At 72.0% G+C, this 14,806-nt stretch carries 11 protein-coding genes; 4 read left to right on the top strand and 7 right to left on the bottom strand.

The annotated features are described in order from the left end of the window. Positions 1-248 precede the first annotated feature (248 nt). The 3 genes from ABIA35_RS26480 to dtd form a co-directional block, all read right to left on the bottom strand. Positions 249-1,928 (bottom strand): DUF885 domain-containing protein, encoded by a 1,680-nt coding sequence (locus ABIA35_RS26480; RefSeq protein WP_370359718.1) that lies wholly within the window; start codon positions 1,926-1,928, stop codon positions 249-251. Between the two features lie 20 nt (positions 1,929-1,948). Next, complete coding sequence (locus tag ABIA35_RS26475; RefSeq protein ID WP_370359717.1) at positions 1,949-3,169, bottom strand: S8 family serine peptidase; 1,221 nt, start codon at positions 3,167-3,169, stop codon at positions 1,949-1,951. Between the two features lie 227 nt (positions 3,170-3,396). Then, positions 3,397-3,852 carry a D-aminoacyl-tRNA deacylase gene (gene dtd / locus ABIA35_RS26470; RefSeq protein ID WP_370359716.1) on the bottom strand — a complete coding sequence of 152 codons (456 nt, stop codon included), beginning with the start codon at positions 3,850-3,852 and terminating at the stop codon, positions 3,397-3,399. 44 nt (positions 3,853-3,896) lie between these two features. On the opposite strand from dtd, the gene ABIA35_RS26465 reads away from it, so the two are divergent. Further along, positions 3,897-4,775 (top strand): metal-dependent hydrolase, encoded by an 879-nt coding sequence (locus tag ABIA35_RS26465; RefSeq protein ID WP_370359715.1) that lies wholly within the window; start codon positions 3,897-3,899, stop codon positions 4,773-4,775. 52 nt (positions 4,776-4,827) lie between these two features. Further along, positions 4,828-6,201, top strand: coding sequence for a Fic family protein (locus ABIA35_RS26460; protein WP_370359714.1), 1,374 nt, complete (start codon positions 4,828-4,830; stop codon positions 6,199-6,201). Here the strand turns inward: ABIA35_RS26460 and ABIA35_RS26455 are convergent. Continuing rightward, positions 6,198-7,517 (bottom strand): MFS transporter, encoded by a 1,320-nt coding sequence (locus ABIA35_RS26455; RefSeq protein ID WP_370359713.1) that lies wholly within the window; start codon positions 7,515-7,517, stop codon positions 6,198-6,200. The genes ABIA35_RS26460 and ABIA35_RS26455 overlap by 4 nt on opposite strands. A gap of 124 nt (positions 7,518-7,641) precedes the next feature. Between ABIA35_RS26455 and ABIA35_RS26450 the strand changes: the two genes are divergently transcribed. Together ABIA35_RS26450 and ABIA35_RS26445 are read left to right on the top strand one after the other, a co-directional pair. Further along, on the top strand, positions 7,642-8,535 hold the full coding sequence (locus ABIA35_RS26450; RefSeq protein ID WP_370347784.1) for an ADP-ribosylglycohydrolase family protein: 894 nt from the start codon (positions 7,642-7,644) through the stop codon (positions 8,533-8,535). Positions 8,536-8,564: 29 nt separating this feature from the next. Further along, on the top strand, positions 8,565-9,761 hold the full coding sequence (locus tag ABIA35_RS26445) for a serpin family protein (protein ID WP_370359712.1): 1,197 nt from the start codon (positions 8,565-8,567) through the stop codon (positions 9,759-9,761). On the opposite strand, the gene ABIA35_RS26440 is transcribed toward ABIA35_RS26445, so the two are convergent. The 3 genes from ABIA35_RS26440 to ABIA35_RS26430 all read right to left on the bottom strand — a co-directional run bounded on the left by ABIA35_RS26440 (position 9,728) and on the right by ABIA35_RS26430 (position 14,716). After that, on the bottom strand, positions 9,728-10,546 hold the full coding sequence (locus ABIA35_RS26440) for a hypothetical protein (protein ID WP_370359711.1): 819 nt from the start codon (positions 10,544-10,546) through the stop codon (positions 9,728-9,730). The genes ABIA35_RS26445 and ABIA35_RS26440 overlap by 34 nt on opposite strands. Positions 10,547-10,616: 70 nt before the next feature. Next, a complete protein-coding gene (locus ABIA35_RS26435) occupies positions 10,617-13,307 on the bottom strand; it encodes a DUF6493 family protein (RefSeq protein WP_370359710.1) in 2,691 nt (896 codons plus the stop codon). Continuing rightward, on the bottom strand, positions 13,304-14,716 hold the full coding sequence (locus tag ABIA35_RS26430; protein ID WP_370359709.1) for an SWIM zinc finger family protein: 1,413 nt from the start codon (positions 14,714-14,716) through the stop codon (positions 13,304-13,306). The genes ABIA35_RS26435 and ABIA35_RS26430 overlap by 4 nt, the downstream gene beginning before the upstream one ends. Positions 14,717-14,806: the final 90 nt, after the last annotated feature.

Here is a 14,806-nt window from a genome sequence, read left to right as displayed (position 1 = left end):
AACCACCTACCCACACCACCACCGCCCCACGAAACCAGCACCACCCCCGACCCGCGCCACCAACGGATCCCGCAAACCCTGCGCGAAGCCGTCAAGAAACGCCTGTGCCTGTCAACCCACAAACAAACCGCAACCAGCCACACCCACCCACACAAAAGTCAGAGGCGCCAAAAAAGAAACCCGGACTTTGAGAGTCCGGGCTCTTGAGTCAGAACCGCGATGTCAGTGCACGGTGACCGCGGCCGCGCCTACAGCCGGCCGAGCGCCTCGCGCAGCGGCTCCAGGCCGATCGAGCCGAGGTCGAGGGCCTGCCGGTGGAAGGTCTTCAGGTCGAAGTCGACACCCTTGCGCGCCTCGGCGTCGGCGCGCGCCTGGAGCCAGATCCGCTCGCCGATCTTGTACGCCGGCGCCTGGCCCGGCCAGCCGAGGTAGCGGTCCAGCTCGAAGGCGAGCTGCGCCTCGGTGGTGTTGACGTTCGCCGTCATGTACTCCCAGCCCAGCTCCGGGGTCCAGCGCTCGCCGCCGTGCTCGGCGCCGTTGCCGAAGTCGGTCCCGGCCGGGATCTCGAACTCCATGTGCATGCCCAGGTCCACGACCACGCGCACGGCGCGCATCATCTGGCCGTCGAGCATGCCCAGCTTGTCGCCGGGGTCGGCCAGGTAGCCCAGGTCGTCCATCAGCCGCTCGGCGTACAGCGCCCAGCCCTCGCCGTGGCCGGAGACCCAGCACATCGAACGCTGCCAGCGGTTCAGCACGTCCTTGCGGTAGGCGGTCTGCGCGCACTGCAGGTGATGCCCCGGGACGCCCTCGTGGTAGACCGTCGTGGTCTCGCGCCAGGTGGCGAACTCGGTCTGGCCCTCGGGCACCGACCACCACATGCGGCCCGGCCGCGCGAAGTCCTCCGACGGCGGCGTGTAGTACATGACGCCGTCGTGGGTCGGGGCGATCATGCACTCCAGGCGGCGCACCGGCTCGGGGATGTCGAAGTGGACGCCGGCCAGGGCCTCGACGGCCTCGTCGGACTTCTCCTGCATCCAGGCGCGGAAGTTGTCGGCGCCGGTGATCTGGCGGGAGGGGTCGGAGTCCAGCGCGGTCAGCGCGTCGGCCAGCGAGCCGCCGGGCACGACGCGCGCGGCGGTCGCGGCCATCTCGGCGCGCAGCCGGGCCACTTCCTCCAGGCCCCAGTGGTAGGTCTCCTCCAGGTCGATGACATCGCCCAGGAACTCGCGCGAGGCACGCTGGTAGCGCTCGCGGCCGACGGCGTCCTTGGCCGGCGCGGAGGGCAGCAGCTTCTCGATGAGGAAGCGGCCGAACTCGGCGGTCGCGGCGGTGGCCGCCGCGGCGCCCCGGTCCAGGTCCTCGCGGACCGCGCCGGCGGCGCCGGTGCGCCCGACCAGGCCGGTCCAGAAGTTCTCCCCGCCGAACTCGCCGTTCCAGTCCTTGGCCTGCTTGGCGCAGGCCAGCACCTGGCGCCGCGCGGAGGTGCGGCCGTTCGCCGCCGAGTCGGCCAGCGTCGCCTTCAGCTGCTCCAGCGCCTCCGGCACGGCCGCCAGACGCGCGGCGATGTTCGCGTGGTTCTCCTCGCCGTCGGTGCTCATCTGGTCGAACACCGAGCGCACCGCCTGGAAGGGGCTGGCGAGCACGTTCAGCGAGGAGGTGTCGTCGCCGGCCTCGTAGGTCTCGACGGCCAGGGCCAGCCGCTCTTCCATCGCCTCTTTGGCGACGCGCTCGTTCTCGTCCGCGGGCTCCAGCGCCCGGATCGCCGCGAGGGTGGAAGCCGTCAGCGTGTTGCGCTCGGCGAAGCCCTCCAGGGAGTAATCGGTCAACTCGTGATCGTGCCCGGCCACACCGAGGTCGGTGGCGAACTGCGGGTCCAGTTCGACGTAGCGGGCGACGTAGTCTTCGGCGATCTCATTGATGGACGTCACAGCCCCGACCTTATGTCACCTCACACGCCGGCGCGCGAGCCCTTTACGCGCCCCCGGCGCGCCGCCGCGACGGCCACCGGAGCGGCCAGCGCCAGCACCCCGGCCGCGCTCACACCGAGCGCGACGCGCGACGCGCCGGCGTCGTGGCCGGGCATGGCGGCGGCGGCCGGCGAGACGATGACGCCGGGACCGATCGAGGGGTCGGGGCGCCGCTCGTCCGGCAGGTCCTCCGAGACCGCGCGGTACGGGTCGACGACGCCGTATCCGGTCACCGGATCCGCTGAGGCCGGCGTACCCGGCGCGCTGGAGGGGTTAGTCACCGGCGGGTCGGCCGTGGCCTCCAGCCGTTGCACCACCTGCCAGTTGTGCAGGGTCGGCCGGTAGGACAGGACGAGGGCCGCGACGCCGGAGACGAACGGCGCGGCCAGGTCCGTGCCCTGCATGGCGGTGAGACCGTCCGGATACCCGGCGGCCGGGACCGCCATCCGGCCGCCGGGCGCGGACACCAGCGCCGGGGTTCCGGCGCCGTTCCCGCTGCGCGGTCGGGAATCGACGGCGCTGCCGTCGTCGTTGATCGCCCCGACCGCCAGCACCCCGGGGATCGCCGCCGGATAGCTCTTGGGCCAGGGACCGACCGCGGCGACGATCAGCACGTCGCTGGCCAACGCGTTCTGCACGGCAGAGCGCAGCTGCGGGGAGTCGTCGGGGACGCCGATGGAGATGTTGATGATCCGCGCGCCGGCCGCCGTCGCGGTGCGGATCGCGTCGGCGAGCTTCACCGAGCTGCCGGGCGTCTTCGGGTCGTAGCTCTGCCGGATCGGCAGGATCTGCGCCTCCGGCGCGACCCCCGTGAAGCCGAACAGGCCGCTCTGCCTGCCCGCGATGATCGCCGCAACCGCGGTGCCGTGGCCGCTGCAGTCGTAGTCGGCGGTGTCGCCGGGGTCGACGACGCTCGGGCCGGGCAGCACCGCCTCCGGCCCGAACGCCGGGTTGGACGGATCGACGCCGGTGTCGACGACGGCGACGGTGACGTCCTTGCCGCGGTTCAGATACCAGACGCCGGCCTGGCTCAGGCCCAGCTTCTGCTGGGGCCACAGCAGGTCCGGCGCGGCGTCGCCGGCCGGCAGGTCGGGCGCCGGCGGCGGCGCGGTGCAATGGCCGGCGCCGATGACCGGCGCGCCACCATATATCTGACCGACAGGCTGTTGAGCCGCACGGGCCGCGGCAGTACCCGACAACATGCAACCGGCCGCCAAGAATGCGACGACGAGTGTGCGCAGGGAAGGGCGAGGCATGGGTTCACCACCGGTCGTGAAAGCGCGCGCCGGGATCACGCGACGCAGCGGGAAACCGCGTCCGACGTGGCCACCAGGTCGTGATTGTCGAGAATGATATAGAGCCCCGGACCGCTCGCCTAGGCCCGAGTCGACAACTGTTTCGAAGAGTTAACCCAATGCCCTTCGGGGTTTCAGACCTCCAGAACGACAGTGAAAGGACCGTCGTTCACGAGCACCACTTTCATATCCGCGCCGAATCGACCGGTCTCCACTTTCGCCCCGAGCCCGCGCAGTTCGGCGACCACCGCTTCGACCAGCGGCTCGGCGACCGGTCCGGGCGCGGCGGCGCTCCACGTGGGGCGCCGGCCCTTGCGCGCGTCGCCGTAGAGCGTGAACTGGCTGATTACGAGCAGTGGCGCACCGAAATCGGAGCAGGACCGCTCGGTGCCGGGCTCGCCGAGCTCACCGTCCTCGCCCTCGAACAGGCGCAGGCTCCACAGCTTGCGGGCCAGCTGCGCGGCCTTGGCGGGGGTGTCGTCATGGGTGACGCCGACCAATACGGCCAGGCCCGGGCCCTGGATCGCCCCGACCACCTCGCCGGCCACCGTCACCGACGCCTCACTCACCCTCTGGACCACGGCTCGCATGCGCCTATTCTCTCCCGCCGCGCCGCCGATGAGACGATGGCGCCATGGCACAGATCACTACTACCCTCGTCACCTTCCCCGCCGGCGCGACGTCCGGCACCGCGACCGTTCTGGCCGTACAGCCGCTGCCGGAGGGCGCGGGCGTGATCGTCGACGCCACGCCGTTCCATCCGCTGGACCACAGCTGGCCCGACCAGCCCGGCGACACCGGCGTGCTGATCGGCGCCGACGGGACGGAGCACGCGGTGGCGGACTGCCTGACCGGCGGAATCGGCCCGGACGGGCAGTTCGCGGTCGGCGCGGACATCCCGGTCCGCCGCGGCGAGGAGACCTGGCAGTGGCTGGCCGTGCACGTCCTCGACGGCACGGACGGCGCGGACGCCCCGGCCCCCGGCACGACGGTGGAACTGCGCGTCGAGGAATCCCGCCGCGCGGCACTGTCCGCCTCGCACACCGGCTGCCACCTGATGGCCCTGGCCCTCAACGAAGCGCTGGCCGACCGCTGGCGCAAGGAGGTCCGCACCGACGGCCTGGGCCAGCCGGACTTCGACAGCCTCGCGATGGACACCTCACGCATCGGCCTGGACGCCAGCACCGACCGCTACCGCCTCGGCAAGTCGCTGCGCAAGAAGGGCTTCGACCCCGAGGGACTCCGCGAAGCCCTGCCGGAACTGACGGAGAAGGTCAACACCCGCCTCGCGGCCTGGCTCGCGCAGGACGCCGCGATCCGCATCGACACCCCCGGCCCGGAGCTGACCGCCCGCCGCCAGTGGGCGTGCGAGCTGCCGGAGGGGACGGTGCAGATCGCCTGCGGCGGCACGCACCTGCACCGGCTCGGGGAGTTGGCTTCGCTGACCGCGGAGCTGACGCTGTCGGAGGACGGGAGCGAGTTCGTGGTGGTGACGACGCCGAAGCGGGCTTAGCCCGCCGATTATTCGATGACCGGCCAGCCTGCGGACGTGGCAGGCTGGCGCCATGTCCTCCGATCTTTCGCCCGGCTCCTTGGACTGGGACGAGGTCGATCCGTCCCGCCACCCGTTCGACAGCACGACCGCGGAGCAGGTGGTGCGCTCGCTCGGCCCGGCGCGGCGGGTCCCGAGTCGCCCCGGCCAACCCTTGAGCAGCCGGGAGTCGGCGGACTGGCGCTTCCGTAAAGCCATGCCGTGGAGCGATGCCATGTCCTCCGCCCTGGCCTGGTACTACGGCCGCTGGGCTCTGGGCTGGCGGTGGTCGATCGGCGAAGGCGACTACGACGGCGGGCCCGTCGGAAACTGGTGCTGTACCTCGCATTCGCTCACAACACCCGAGGAGACGATCACCCGCGTCGTCGCGGCGCTGTGCGAATGGCGCGGATGGCTGGAGACCCTCGCCCGATGGTTCGAGGCGTATCCCCTCGACCCCGCGGCGATCGACGACCAGCGCATCCTGTGGGACCGCACCGCCCGCAATGTGATCCTGCAAGTGGTCGATCGCACCGGTTGCGAGAGCGGCTGGTACAGGCACTGCTATACCGTGCTCATCTGGTTCCTGACCAGGTGGGGTGTCGCACAGGACGCCGCCTTGGACTTGGTCGGCGAAGCGATCGGCGGACGGTTCAAAAGCTGGACCAGCCCCGACTCGCTCCTGGTCGACGACATCGCGGAGAAGCTCGCGGCCGGTGTGCGGCCCGGTGAAGGCCCGGGGGATCCCGGGCCGCTGCCGGATCATCTCGAACACTGGCTGTCGATACGCACCAGCGCGCAGTGGCAGGAAACCCGCGCGGACGCCGTCAACGTCGCCGTGACAGAGCCCGCGCCGGACACCCCGCTGCGAGACGGCGCGGCCGAGGACATCCGAGCCTTCGACGGCGCGCTGGACCCCGACCGCGCGAAGGGGCTGCTCGCGGCGCTCGACCTGGTGCGCGCCGACGCCGCGCGCGGCGTGCGGCTCGACTTCGAGTTGCTGCGCAGCTGGCAGCAGCACGTCCTGGGCACCGCACAGCCGCCGCCGTTCCGCGAACACCCCGCCTTCGCCAAGCGCGGTCGGGAGCGCTACGGCATCGGCGCGGACACCCGCGCGCGCTTCGACGCGTGCCTGGCCGAATGCGCGGCCGAAGCCGGAGCCGCTGCCGAGCCGCCGCACCTGCGAGCCGCACGCGCGTATCTGGACGTCTGCTTCTTCCACCCGTTCGACGACGGCAACGCGCGGGCGGCGTTCCTCACCCTCGTCTTCGTCCTCGCCCGCGAAGGCGTCACGCTCAACGGCGTCGGCCTGCTCCGCCGCCTCTCCTACGCGGCCGACGACGCGCAGGCGCCGATAGACCTCGCCCGGTACATCGGCTACGCCGTCAACCGGCGGGCAGGCCGCTAGCAGGCCGCAGTCGCCAGCCCGACGTTCTCGGCCTCGAGCGCGGCGGCCGCGCTCGCCGGCACCTGTGCGGGCACCGGCGTTTCGGCCTCGATCGCCTCGGCGGCGGCCGTCACCACGGCGCGCTCCTGCGCCGGGCGCGCGAGCCGCTGGTAGGCCAGCATCGCGGCGGCCAGCAGCACACCGATCGCGCCGGTCGTGGCGAACGCCCAGGGCGGCGAGGAGGCGTCCACCACCGTGCCGGCCAGTGGCGCGCCTATCGCGCCGCCGAGGGTCATCGCCGAGCCCTGTAGGCCCATGGCCTGTCCGCGCGCCGAGGCCGGGACCGCCGCGGCCACCGATTCGGCCGTGGAGGAAAGCGTCGGGGCGCACATGAAGCCGGCGGGCAGCAGGATCAGCGCCAGCCACCACCAGCCGAACTGGCCGACGAAGCCGACCGGGATCGTGCCGGCGCCCAGCAGCAGCATCAGGACCGGCAGGCGCCACGGCCGCTCGGTCGAGCCGTGCCAGAAGCCGCCGATCAACGACAGCAGACACCAGGCGAAGATGCAGACCCCGGCCATGCTCACCGCGTTCTGCTGGCGCAGCAGGGCGGTGATGGAGATGTCGGTACCGGCCAGCACCAGGTTCGCCGCCATACCGGTGGCCAGGACCAGGACGAAGGCCGGCCGGACCCACGTGCTCAGCGGGATCTTCTCCGGGGGCGCGCCGTCGCCGCCGGCGGCCCCGTGGCCGATCGGCGGGTTCAGGACCCACAGCGTCACCACCGAGCCGACGGTCAGCACGCCGATCGCGGCCATCGTCGCCGTCGCCGTGTGCATCGAGGTGATGGCCGCGATCGCCAGCGCCGGGCCGACCATGAAGACCAGCTCCACGATCATCGAGTCCAGCGCGAAGGCCTGACGGCGCAGCGCGTCGGGCACCCGGGCGGCCACCGCCTGCCGGATCACCGAGAACACCGGCACGCCGAGCACACCGCCGAGCACGAACGTGGTCACCAGCAGCAGCGGATACGGCAGGAACGGCGCGCTCACCCAGTACGTCGCCTCCGACACCCCGGTCAGCAGCAGCACCGGCTTGAGCCCCCGGTGGTCCACCATCCGCCCGAGCAACGGCGATCCGACGCCCATGCCGATGGTCATCACCATGCTCGCCAGACCCGCCGCGGCATAACTGCCGCCCTGGTCCAGAACGACGTGCAGGGTCAGCGCCATGGCCTTGGCGGTCAGCGGCAACCGCGCCACGAAGGCGACGACGAACAGGGCCCGGGTACCCGGGATGGCCAGAATCGGCTTGTAAGGGGTGATGAGCTTGAGCACTTGTTTCCTTCCCGCACAGATCATCGCAGACGCCGCCGACAAAGACGAGCGGGTTGCGAAGCGGAGGGCGGTCCCGGCCGAAGCGAAGTGAGTTAGTGGTATGCCATGCGGTAAGAAGTGGAACATGACCGACGACCGCTCCCTTGTCCGCGCCGTCGCGTCGCTCCGCGGCCTGGCCGTGGGCGACGCGGTGGGCGCCTGCTACTTCATCCCGCTGAACCAGCCGCTCCTGACCGACCGCCGCCTGCCCCCGGACCCCTGGTACTGGACCGACGACACCGAGATGGCCTGCTCGGTACTGGCCGTCCTGCGCGACCGCGGACACGTCGACCAGGACGCGCTGGCCCACTCCTTCGCCGCCCACCACGACTTCGACCGCGGCTACGGCGCCGGCGTCAACCGCATGCTCCGCCTCATCCGGCAGGAGGGCGCCGACTGGCGCGAACTGGCCGAGGGCATGTTCGACGGCAAGGGCTCCTGGGGCAACGGCGCCGCGATGCGCGTCGCGCCGCTGGGCGCCTGGTACGGCTCGGCCGACCTGGACCGGGTGGTCGCCGAGGCGACAGCCTCGGCGGAGGTGACGCACACGCACCCCGAAGGCGTCGCGGGCGCGGTGGCGATAGCCGTCGCCGCCGCCCTGGCCGCCGACACCGCGATGAGCGGCCACGACTTCCTCGACGAGATCGCCGAACGCACACCGCCGGGCCTGGTCCGCGACGGCATCGGCAACGCGATGACGCTGCTGCCCCTGTCCGATCCGCGCAGCGCCGCCGCGTCTTTGGGCAATGGCCGCTACATCTCGGCCCCGGACACCGTCCCCTTCTGCCTGTGGATCGCCGCCAAGCACCTGGACGACTTCGAGAACGCCTTCTGGGACACCGCCTTCGTCGGCGGCGACATCGACACGACCAGCGCCATCGTCGGCGGCATCGTGGCTTCCCGGGTCGGCCTGGCGGGGATCCCCGCGCCGTGGCTGAAGCGGTGCGAGGCGCTGCCGGAGTGGGTCGGCGTCGAGTGAGCGCCGAGAAAGAACCAGGGGAGAACACGATGGCCGTGGAGCACGTCAATGCCCTGACGAAGCGCTGGCTGGCGGAGGCGGGCGCCGACTCGGCGGTCCTGTCCGCCCTCGGCGTCTGGCCGCTGCTGGCGTTCCTCGCCGACGGTGCCGATCAGGAGACGCGCGAGGAACTCTCCGCCGCGATCGGCGTCCCCGCCGAGGAGGCGGCACGCGCCGCGCGCGAACTGCTGGAGGCCGTCGCGCACACGCCGTCGGTGCGAACGGCGCTCGGCCTGTGGACGCGCAACCAGGTCCGCCTCCACGAGGACTGGCTCGGCCGGCTGCCGGACGGCGTCCACGGCGAGCTGACCGGAGACGCGGGCGTAGACCAGAAGCGGCTGGACGCCTGGGCTTCGGAGCACACCGACGGTCTGATCCCCCAGCTGCCGATCGAGGTGGGCAAGGCGACGATGTTCGTCTTGGCGAGCGCTCTGTTGGTCACCGTCACGTGGCGCAGCGAGTTCCGCGAAGGCATCGCCGAATCCCTCGGCCCGTGGGCCGACGCCGAAGCCTCCATCCCGGCCCTGAAGCGCGCCGGCTGGGACCTCGACATCGTGCGCGTCGCCGACACCCCGATCGGCCGGGTCACGTCACTGATCGTCGAGGGCGACGAAGACGTGGACGTGGTGCTGGTCCTCGGTCCGGAGGAGTGCTCACCGTCGGAGGTGCTGGCGGTCGGGACCGAAATGACCGGTGCCCCGCGTCACCCCATGACGCGGGGCACCGATCTACCCGTCGGCGAAGCCGGACCGGGGGTTCGGGTGGAGATGGTCGAGTCGTTCCGCGACCAGGACAGCCTGATGGTGACGACAGTCCCGTTCCGCATCGCGGCGCGACACGATCTGCTGGACCGCGCCGAGCTGTTCGGACTCGGGAGCGCGACGGACAGTGCCCGCGGCCACTTCCCGCGGATCAGCGGCTTCCCGCTGGCTGTGCAGCAGGCGGTCCAGGAAGCCGTCGCGGAGTTCGGCCCGGTCGGCTTCCGGGCGGCGGCTGTGACCGCGATCAGCATGTTCGCCGGCGCGGCGCTGAGGCAGACGCACCGCGTGCGACAGGTGTCGGTCACCTTCGACCGCCCTTTCGCCTACTACGCGGTGCATCGTGACAGCGGCCTGATTCTGGTCGCGGGATGGGTCGGCGAGCCGTCGCGTGCTCAGGACGAGGGCGTCTCGTCCGGCAGCGCGTAGCGCCATCGGCAGATCCGCGGGCCGCTGTCGGTCCGGTAGACGACGGTCGCGGGCTGCGGCTGCCGCGTGTTGACGTCGGTGCACGCGGCCCGCACCGTGTCGGCGGCGGGACCGTCGAGCGTGCGCAGTTCCTGGCAGGTGTTCGGCTGGCCGGCCCCCGGCTGCGGCAGCCCTTGCGGCCACGCCTTCTCGGGCCCGCTCGCACCCGGCGGACACGTCACGGAGTAGCGCACCTTCGTGGTGGTGTACGGCGTGGTGGCGTCGGACGTGACCGCCTGCAGCTTGGCGAACGCATCGGCCACCGGCGCCGGGAAGTCCGCCGCCGTACTGGCGGTGAGCCCGGGCGCGGCCACGGTCTGATAGGCACCGCCGGGCTGGTAGACGCCGAGGACCGCGGTGGCCACATCGGGGATCACGTGGCCCTTCGGCGGCGGGAGGGTCTTCGGCTGGCCCGCCAGGTCCTTCTGCAGGGTACTGACAAGCACGTCCAGCGCACCCGGGGTGAACGTGAGGCGCTTCTGACCGTTGAAGACGACAGTCCCGTCGGAGTACGCCACGACGGCCGGCACCGCCAGGTCGCTGCGCACGCTGAACCCGCCGGAGTAGCTCAGCTCGGCGACCCGGGTCAGCGTGCCGACCGGTGGCAGGAGCGGGACCGAGGGCGTCGGGGCGGCCGAAGAAGTCGGGCCGCCCGACGCCGGGGGCGCGCCACTGCTGATCTTGGCAGGGCTCTGACAGCCGGCGACGCTGATGATGAGCGCACCGGCGCACAAGTACTTGCTCACCTTCATATGGCTTGGACGTCGGCGAGAGGGAGCTGGTTCCCTCGACAACGAGTTCGATGGAACAGAGTTCTTATTCGCGGTGCAGCACCGCCTCCAACCGCCGCGCCGCGTTCGTCACCGCACTCCCGCCCTTCTTCTGCGCGAGCGCACTCACCTCGGCGATCGGCGTCCGCTCCCCCGGCACTCCGGCCAGTTCCGTCGCCAGCACGAGCAGGTCCGCCGTGCCCGACAGTGTCTTCGGCACCGCCGGCGGCAGGACTCCCGCCAGCGCCAGCGTGATCGCCTCCCACACCGCGCTCGCCGCGCCGCCGTTGGCCAGGTCGCGCAGCGCCGGCACTGCGCGGCGCATGCCCGCCGCCGATGCCTTCAGCTCGGCGACCAGGGCGGTGCCCAATCGCACCGGGTCCAGCAGGCCTCGGGCCGCCAGGACCAGTGCCGCGTCGACGCCCGAGGCGCGCAGCTGGATGTCGTCGTGCACCAGGCGTGCGGCGATCAGGCGGTGCGTCATGTCGTGCGGGCCCTCCTGCTCCGCCTCCGCGAGCACGACAGCGGACTCCGGCGAGGGCGGGGCCGTGCTCCAGTCCAGGCCGCCGATCATCGCCGTCGCCGCCAGATCCGGGCGGCTCGGCAGGATCGCGGGCCAGCACGCGGTCCAGTCCGACTGGTCCCAGCAGCGCTCCGGCTCGTGCCAGACGCCCGGGACCAGCTCCAACAGCGTCTCGGGCACCAGAACGTGGCCCCGCGACGCGCGGCGCTGGATCTCGGCCCGCGGGCGAGCGCGGTCCAGGGCGAGCGTCTGCGGATCCGCGGGCTCCGCCTCCGGCAGTGCGACCCGCTCCCCCGCCACCCACGCCGCGAAGCGCAAGCCCTCCTTCGACCTGAAGCCGCTGACGTCCACATCCCCGCAGTCGTCCGGCAACCGCAGCAGCGCCTGATGGAAGTCCGCCTCCAACGGCGTCCAGCCCCGGGCCTCGCACTCCCGCAGCCGTGCCGCCAGCACCGCCGGCTCGATGCTCCCGGTCGGCGACGTCGGCACCGCCACCAGCGGCGGCAGGTCCGGCATGCCGAGCGCGGCGTGGATCTCGGCGGCGCGCAGGAGGAGGAAGTCGGCGGGCGTCGTCCGCGTCCGGCGCCACCAGGCACGGCCCGAGGTCCGCGCCCGCGACCACAGCTGCTTCACCTCGGCGCGGTGCGGAAACCGCCGCGCGTCGGAGCCGATTCCGGCAGCGGCCACGACGAGGGCGCTCAACGCGCTGCGCGGAGTCAGCGTGGTCTGCCGCACCTCCCAACCCGTCCCCGGGCCCCGTTCGAGCACCGGCGCCAGCGCCTCCCGCAACGCCGCCGAATCCGTGCGCTCGAACGCAACGATCGCCTCCAGCACCCGCTCGAAGACCATCGCCTCGACCGGATCGGCGTGCTTCAGCGACGCGATCACCTCGGCCAGCTCCGCGGGCGACGCGATCGGCGGCAGCAGCGGACGCGGCACGTACGGCGCTACCTCCGGGTAGCCGGCGTCGAGGCCCAGACCGTCCATCGACGTGTCCTGCGACACCCCCAGCAGCCCGGCGAGCGTCGCGGCCAGGTCCGGGGCGAGGTAGATCCGCGCCTCGGCGACCAGCCGGACCCGCTCGTCCTCGGCCAGCGTCTTCGCGTGCTTGCCGACCAGCTTCACCGCGCGTTCCTGCAGATCCGCCGCCTGCGCGCCGAACGCGATCGCGATCGTCCCCACCAGCTGCCCGGCCCGCCGCGGATTCCCCGCCACCAGCGAGTCCAGCCAGCTCAGCGTGGTCTTGACCACGTTCTTCTCCGACCGCGTCACCGCGATCGAGGCCGCCTCGACGGCGAGCTCGATGTCGAGCAGGCCGTGGTCGGACACAGTCTTCAGCGCGGCCAGGAACGTCCGCGCGACCGTCCCGCTCTGCGAAGACAGCAGGCTGATACAGCTGGACACCCGCTGGACGATCTCGCCGTCGACCGGTTCCACCGTGTTCCAGAACGCCAGGTGGTCCTGCATCGCCCCGGGCCGCCCACCGCGCAGCAGCCGCCGCAGGCTGGCGTCGAGCACCTCCGAACGGGGCACCAGACCCTGCTGCACGGCGGTGGTCGCGGCGGCGTGGAACCAGGAATAGGACGTGAACAGATCGTCGTTCTCGTCGTTGTCGAAGAGCAGCGGCAGCACCTCGGCCAACCGCGGGTCGGCCAAGATCTCGGCCTTCGCCTTGTCTTCGTCGTAGACCGAGCGGAATTTCACGCCCCAGGCGCGCACGAACTCCGGGGTGGGTGCCAGCCGGACGTCGGCCGTCTCGCTGACGGCGGCCACCAGCTCGAAGGCGTCTTCCGGCTCAAGCGTTTCCAGCAGGGCACCGGGCAGGTCGGTGAGCCAAGCCGGAGCACGATCGATCAGCACCCGCTGCGCGATGGCCGGCTCGTGGGAGTCGAAGGCGTCCAAACGCTGCACACTCCGCAGGAACTTCGCCGTCGCGGAGGCGTTGGAGAAGACGGCCATCGCCGCCGGGGTCAGAGTCTGCCCGGCAAGCTTCCTGCGCTGGTAGAAGTCGCGCCAGTTCTCCTGCTCCATGGCGCGCCAGCTGATCGTGCGCAGGAACTCCTTCAGAGGCTTGATATAGGTGCGCCGTTCCTTCTCCGTCATCCCTTCGAAGAAGGCGGCGACCGCCTTCGCGTCGCCGCCGGCCAGCAGGGCGGTGAACTCCTCGACTGTGTTCATCGTGCTCACGGTGTTCATCGTGTTCATCGTGCTCATCGGGCCGCCCCCGCCATCGCCTCGTCCGAGTCGGCATCAGTGTCGGCATCGGCGCTGTCCGCCACTCCGCGCTCACCGCGCCGGTAGGCGTCAGCAGCGAGGATGTGTTTGCAGGGCCCGCGCCCGCCTTGGTACTTCGCGTACCACAGGCACGTGCACGACAGCGCGCCGTCGGCCGCCGACCGCACGCGCTGCACGTGGTCCTCGACGGTCACCGTCGCGATGTCGCCGTCCCAGCGCACGGCGTCCGCGTCGAGCAGGTCCCGGGCGGCGCGCAGGCGCGGGTTCTGCTTCGCGGCGCGTTCGGAGTCGTAGGGCAGTTCGCGGTGGAAGTACGCGGCGTCCGCGTGGTCGTAGCCGACGCGGCCGGCCGTCCCGAGCTGGGTCAGGGCCGCGCGGACCCGGTCCACCGGGAGCCCGGCCTGGTCGGCCAGCAGGGCCGGTTCGATGCGCGCGTCGAAGGCGAGCAGGGCGGCGACGGTCTCGGCGTCGTCGATCACGTCGTCCCCGGCCAGCGCCGAGAGCACCGCGCCCTCGCCCGAGAAGCCCCGGGTGATCTCCGGGGACAGGGTCAGGACCAGGCGCATGCCCGGCACGTCCAGCTGCCAGACCGAGGCCGCCAGGTTCGCGCCGCGCGCCACGTTCGGGCCGTAGACCCGGAGCTTGCCGCCGAAGCGGAGCAGGGGAAGCAGTTCCTTGAGACGCTGCGGCCCGGCGATGCAGATCGCGCCCGGGCCGGGGGACGCCGCCAGGCGCAGCGTACGGCCGGCCGGGACCAGCCACTGCACGCCGCGCGGGGCGTTGGGCAGGCCGCGCAGGAAGCGGGCCGCGTCCGCCGCGCCGAGTTCGGCGCGCAGATCGTAGCCGGAGGTCACGGCCTGGACCTCGGCGAAGCCGCGCAGCCAGCGGGGCGGGAGCGGGACCTTGCGCTCGACCACCGTGCCGTCGAAGGTGGTCGCCACCAGGGCCTCCGGGCCGACCTCGAGCTTGAGCGGGTCGCCGCCCCGGACTCTGGCCAGCGCCAGGCGCAGCTCGTTGTTGACGTCCACGTTGGTGGTGCCGCGGTCCAGCGCCGTACCGTCCATGCCCTCGTCCAGGACGTCGAGCCGGGCGTAGACGCCGCAGCAGCCGGAGAAGGACTCGAAGCGCAGGCGGTCGCCGTTGCAGGTCACGACCGGGTCGCGCAGGGCGGCCAGGTTCGGGCGCCAGTAGCGGGCCTGGGCGATGTTCGCCACGCCCAGCAGCGCGGCCGCCGCGGGCTCGGCCTCGCCGAGAAAACCGGAGAAGAAGCGCGGATGCGCGGCGGGGCCCGCGGTGGTGGTACCGCCGGAGGTCTGCAGGTCCAGCAGGCCGCTCGGGCTCAGACTGGACGCACGGACATATCCGTATATTTGGGCGGTGGAGGTCATGTTCTGAAGGTAGCGGCGGACACTGACAGGGCCGGAGAGGACTAATGTCGACTCGGGTTCGCTCAGGTGAGCTCAGTTCCGCACAAGAGC

Origin of the sequence: Catenulispora sp. MAP12-49, from assembly GCF_041262705.1 — a bacterium.
In the GTDB taxonomy this organism is placed as follows: domain Bacteria; phylum Actinomycetota; class Actinomycetes; order Streptomycetales; family Catenulisporaceae; genus Catenulispora.
Note: the sequence above shows the minus strand (reverse complement) of the source record. Positions and strands in the feature narration are given on the sequence as shown.

Bases quoted from the DNA above. Each gene is read 5' to 3' on its own strand.
- dtd (WP_370359716.1), bottom strand. From the start codon at position 3,852: ATGCGAGCCGTGGTCCAGAGGGTGAGTGAGGCGTCGGTGACGGTGGCC.
- ABIA35_RS26475 (WP_370359717.1), bottom strand. From the start codon at position 3,169: ATGTTGTCGGGTACTGCCGCGGCCCGTGCGGCTCAACAGCCTGTCGGT.
- ABIA35_RS26445 (WP_370359712.1), top strand. From the start codon at position 8,565: ATGGCCGTGGAGCACGTCAATGCCCTGACGAAGCGCTGGCTGGCGGAG.
- ABIA35_RS26430 (WP_370359709.1), bottom strand. From the start codon at position 14,716: ATGACCTCCACCGCCCAAATATACGGATATGTCCGTGCGTCCAGTCTG.
- ABIA35_RS26465 (WP_370359715.1), top strand. From the start codon at position 3,897: ATGGCACAGATCACTACTACCCTCGTCACCTTCCCCGCCGGCGCGACG.
- ABIA35_RS26435 (WP_370359710.1), bottom strand. From the start codon at position 13,307: ATGAGCACGATGAACACGATGAACACCGTGAGCACGATGAACACAGTC.
- ABIA35_RS26460 (WP_370359714.1), top strand. From the start codon at position 4,828: ATGTCCTCCGATCTTTCGCCCGGCTCCTTGGACTGGGACGAGGTCGAT.
- ABIA35_RS26450 (WP_370347784.1), top strand. From the start codon at position 7,642: ATGACCGACGACCGCTCCCTTGTCCGCGCCGTCGCGTCGCTCCGCGGC.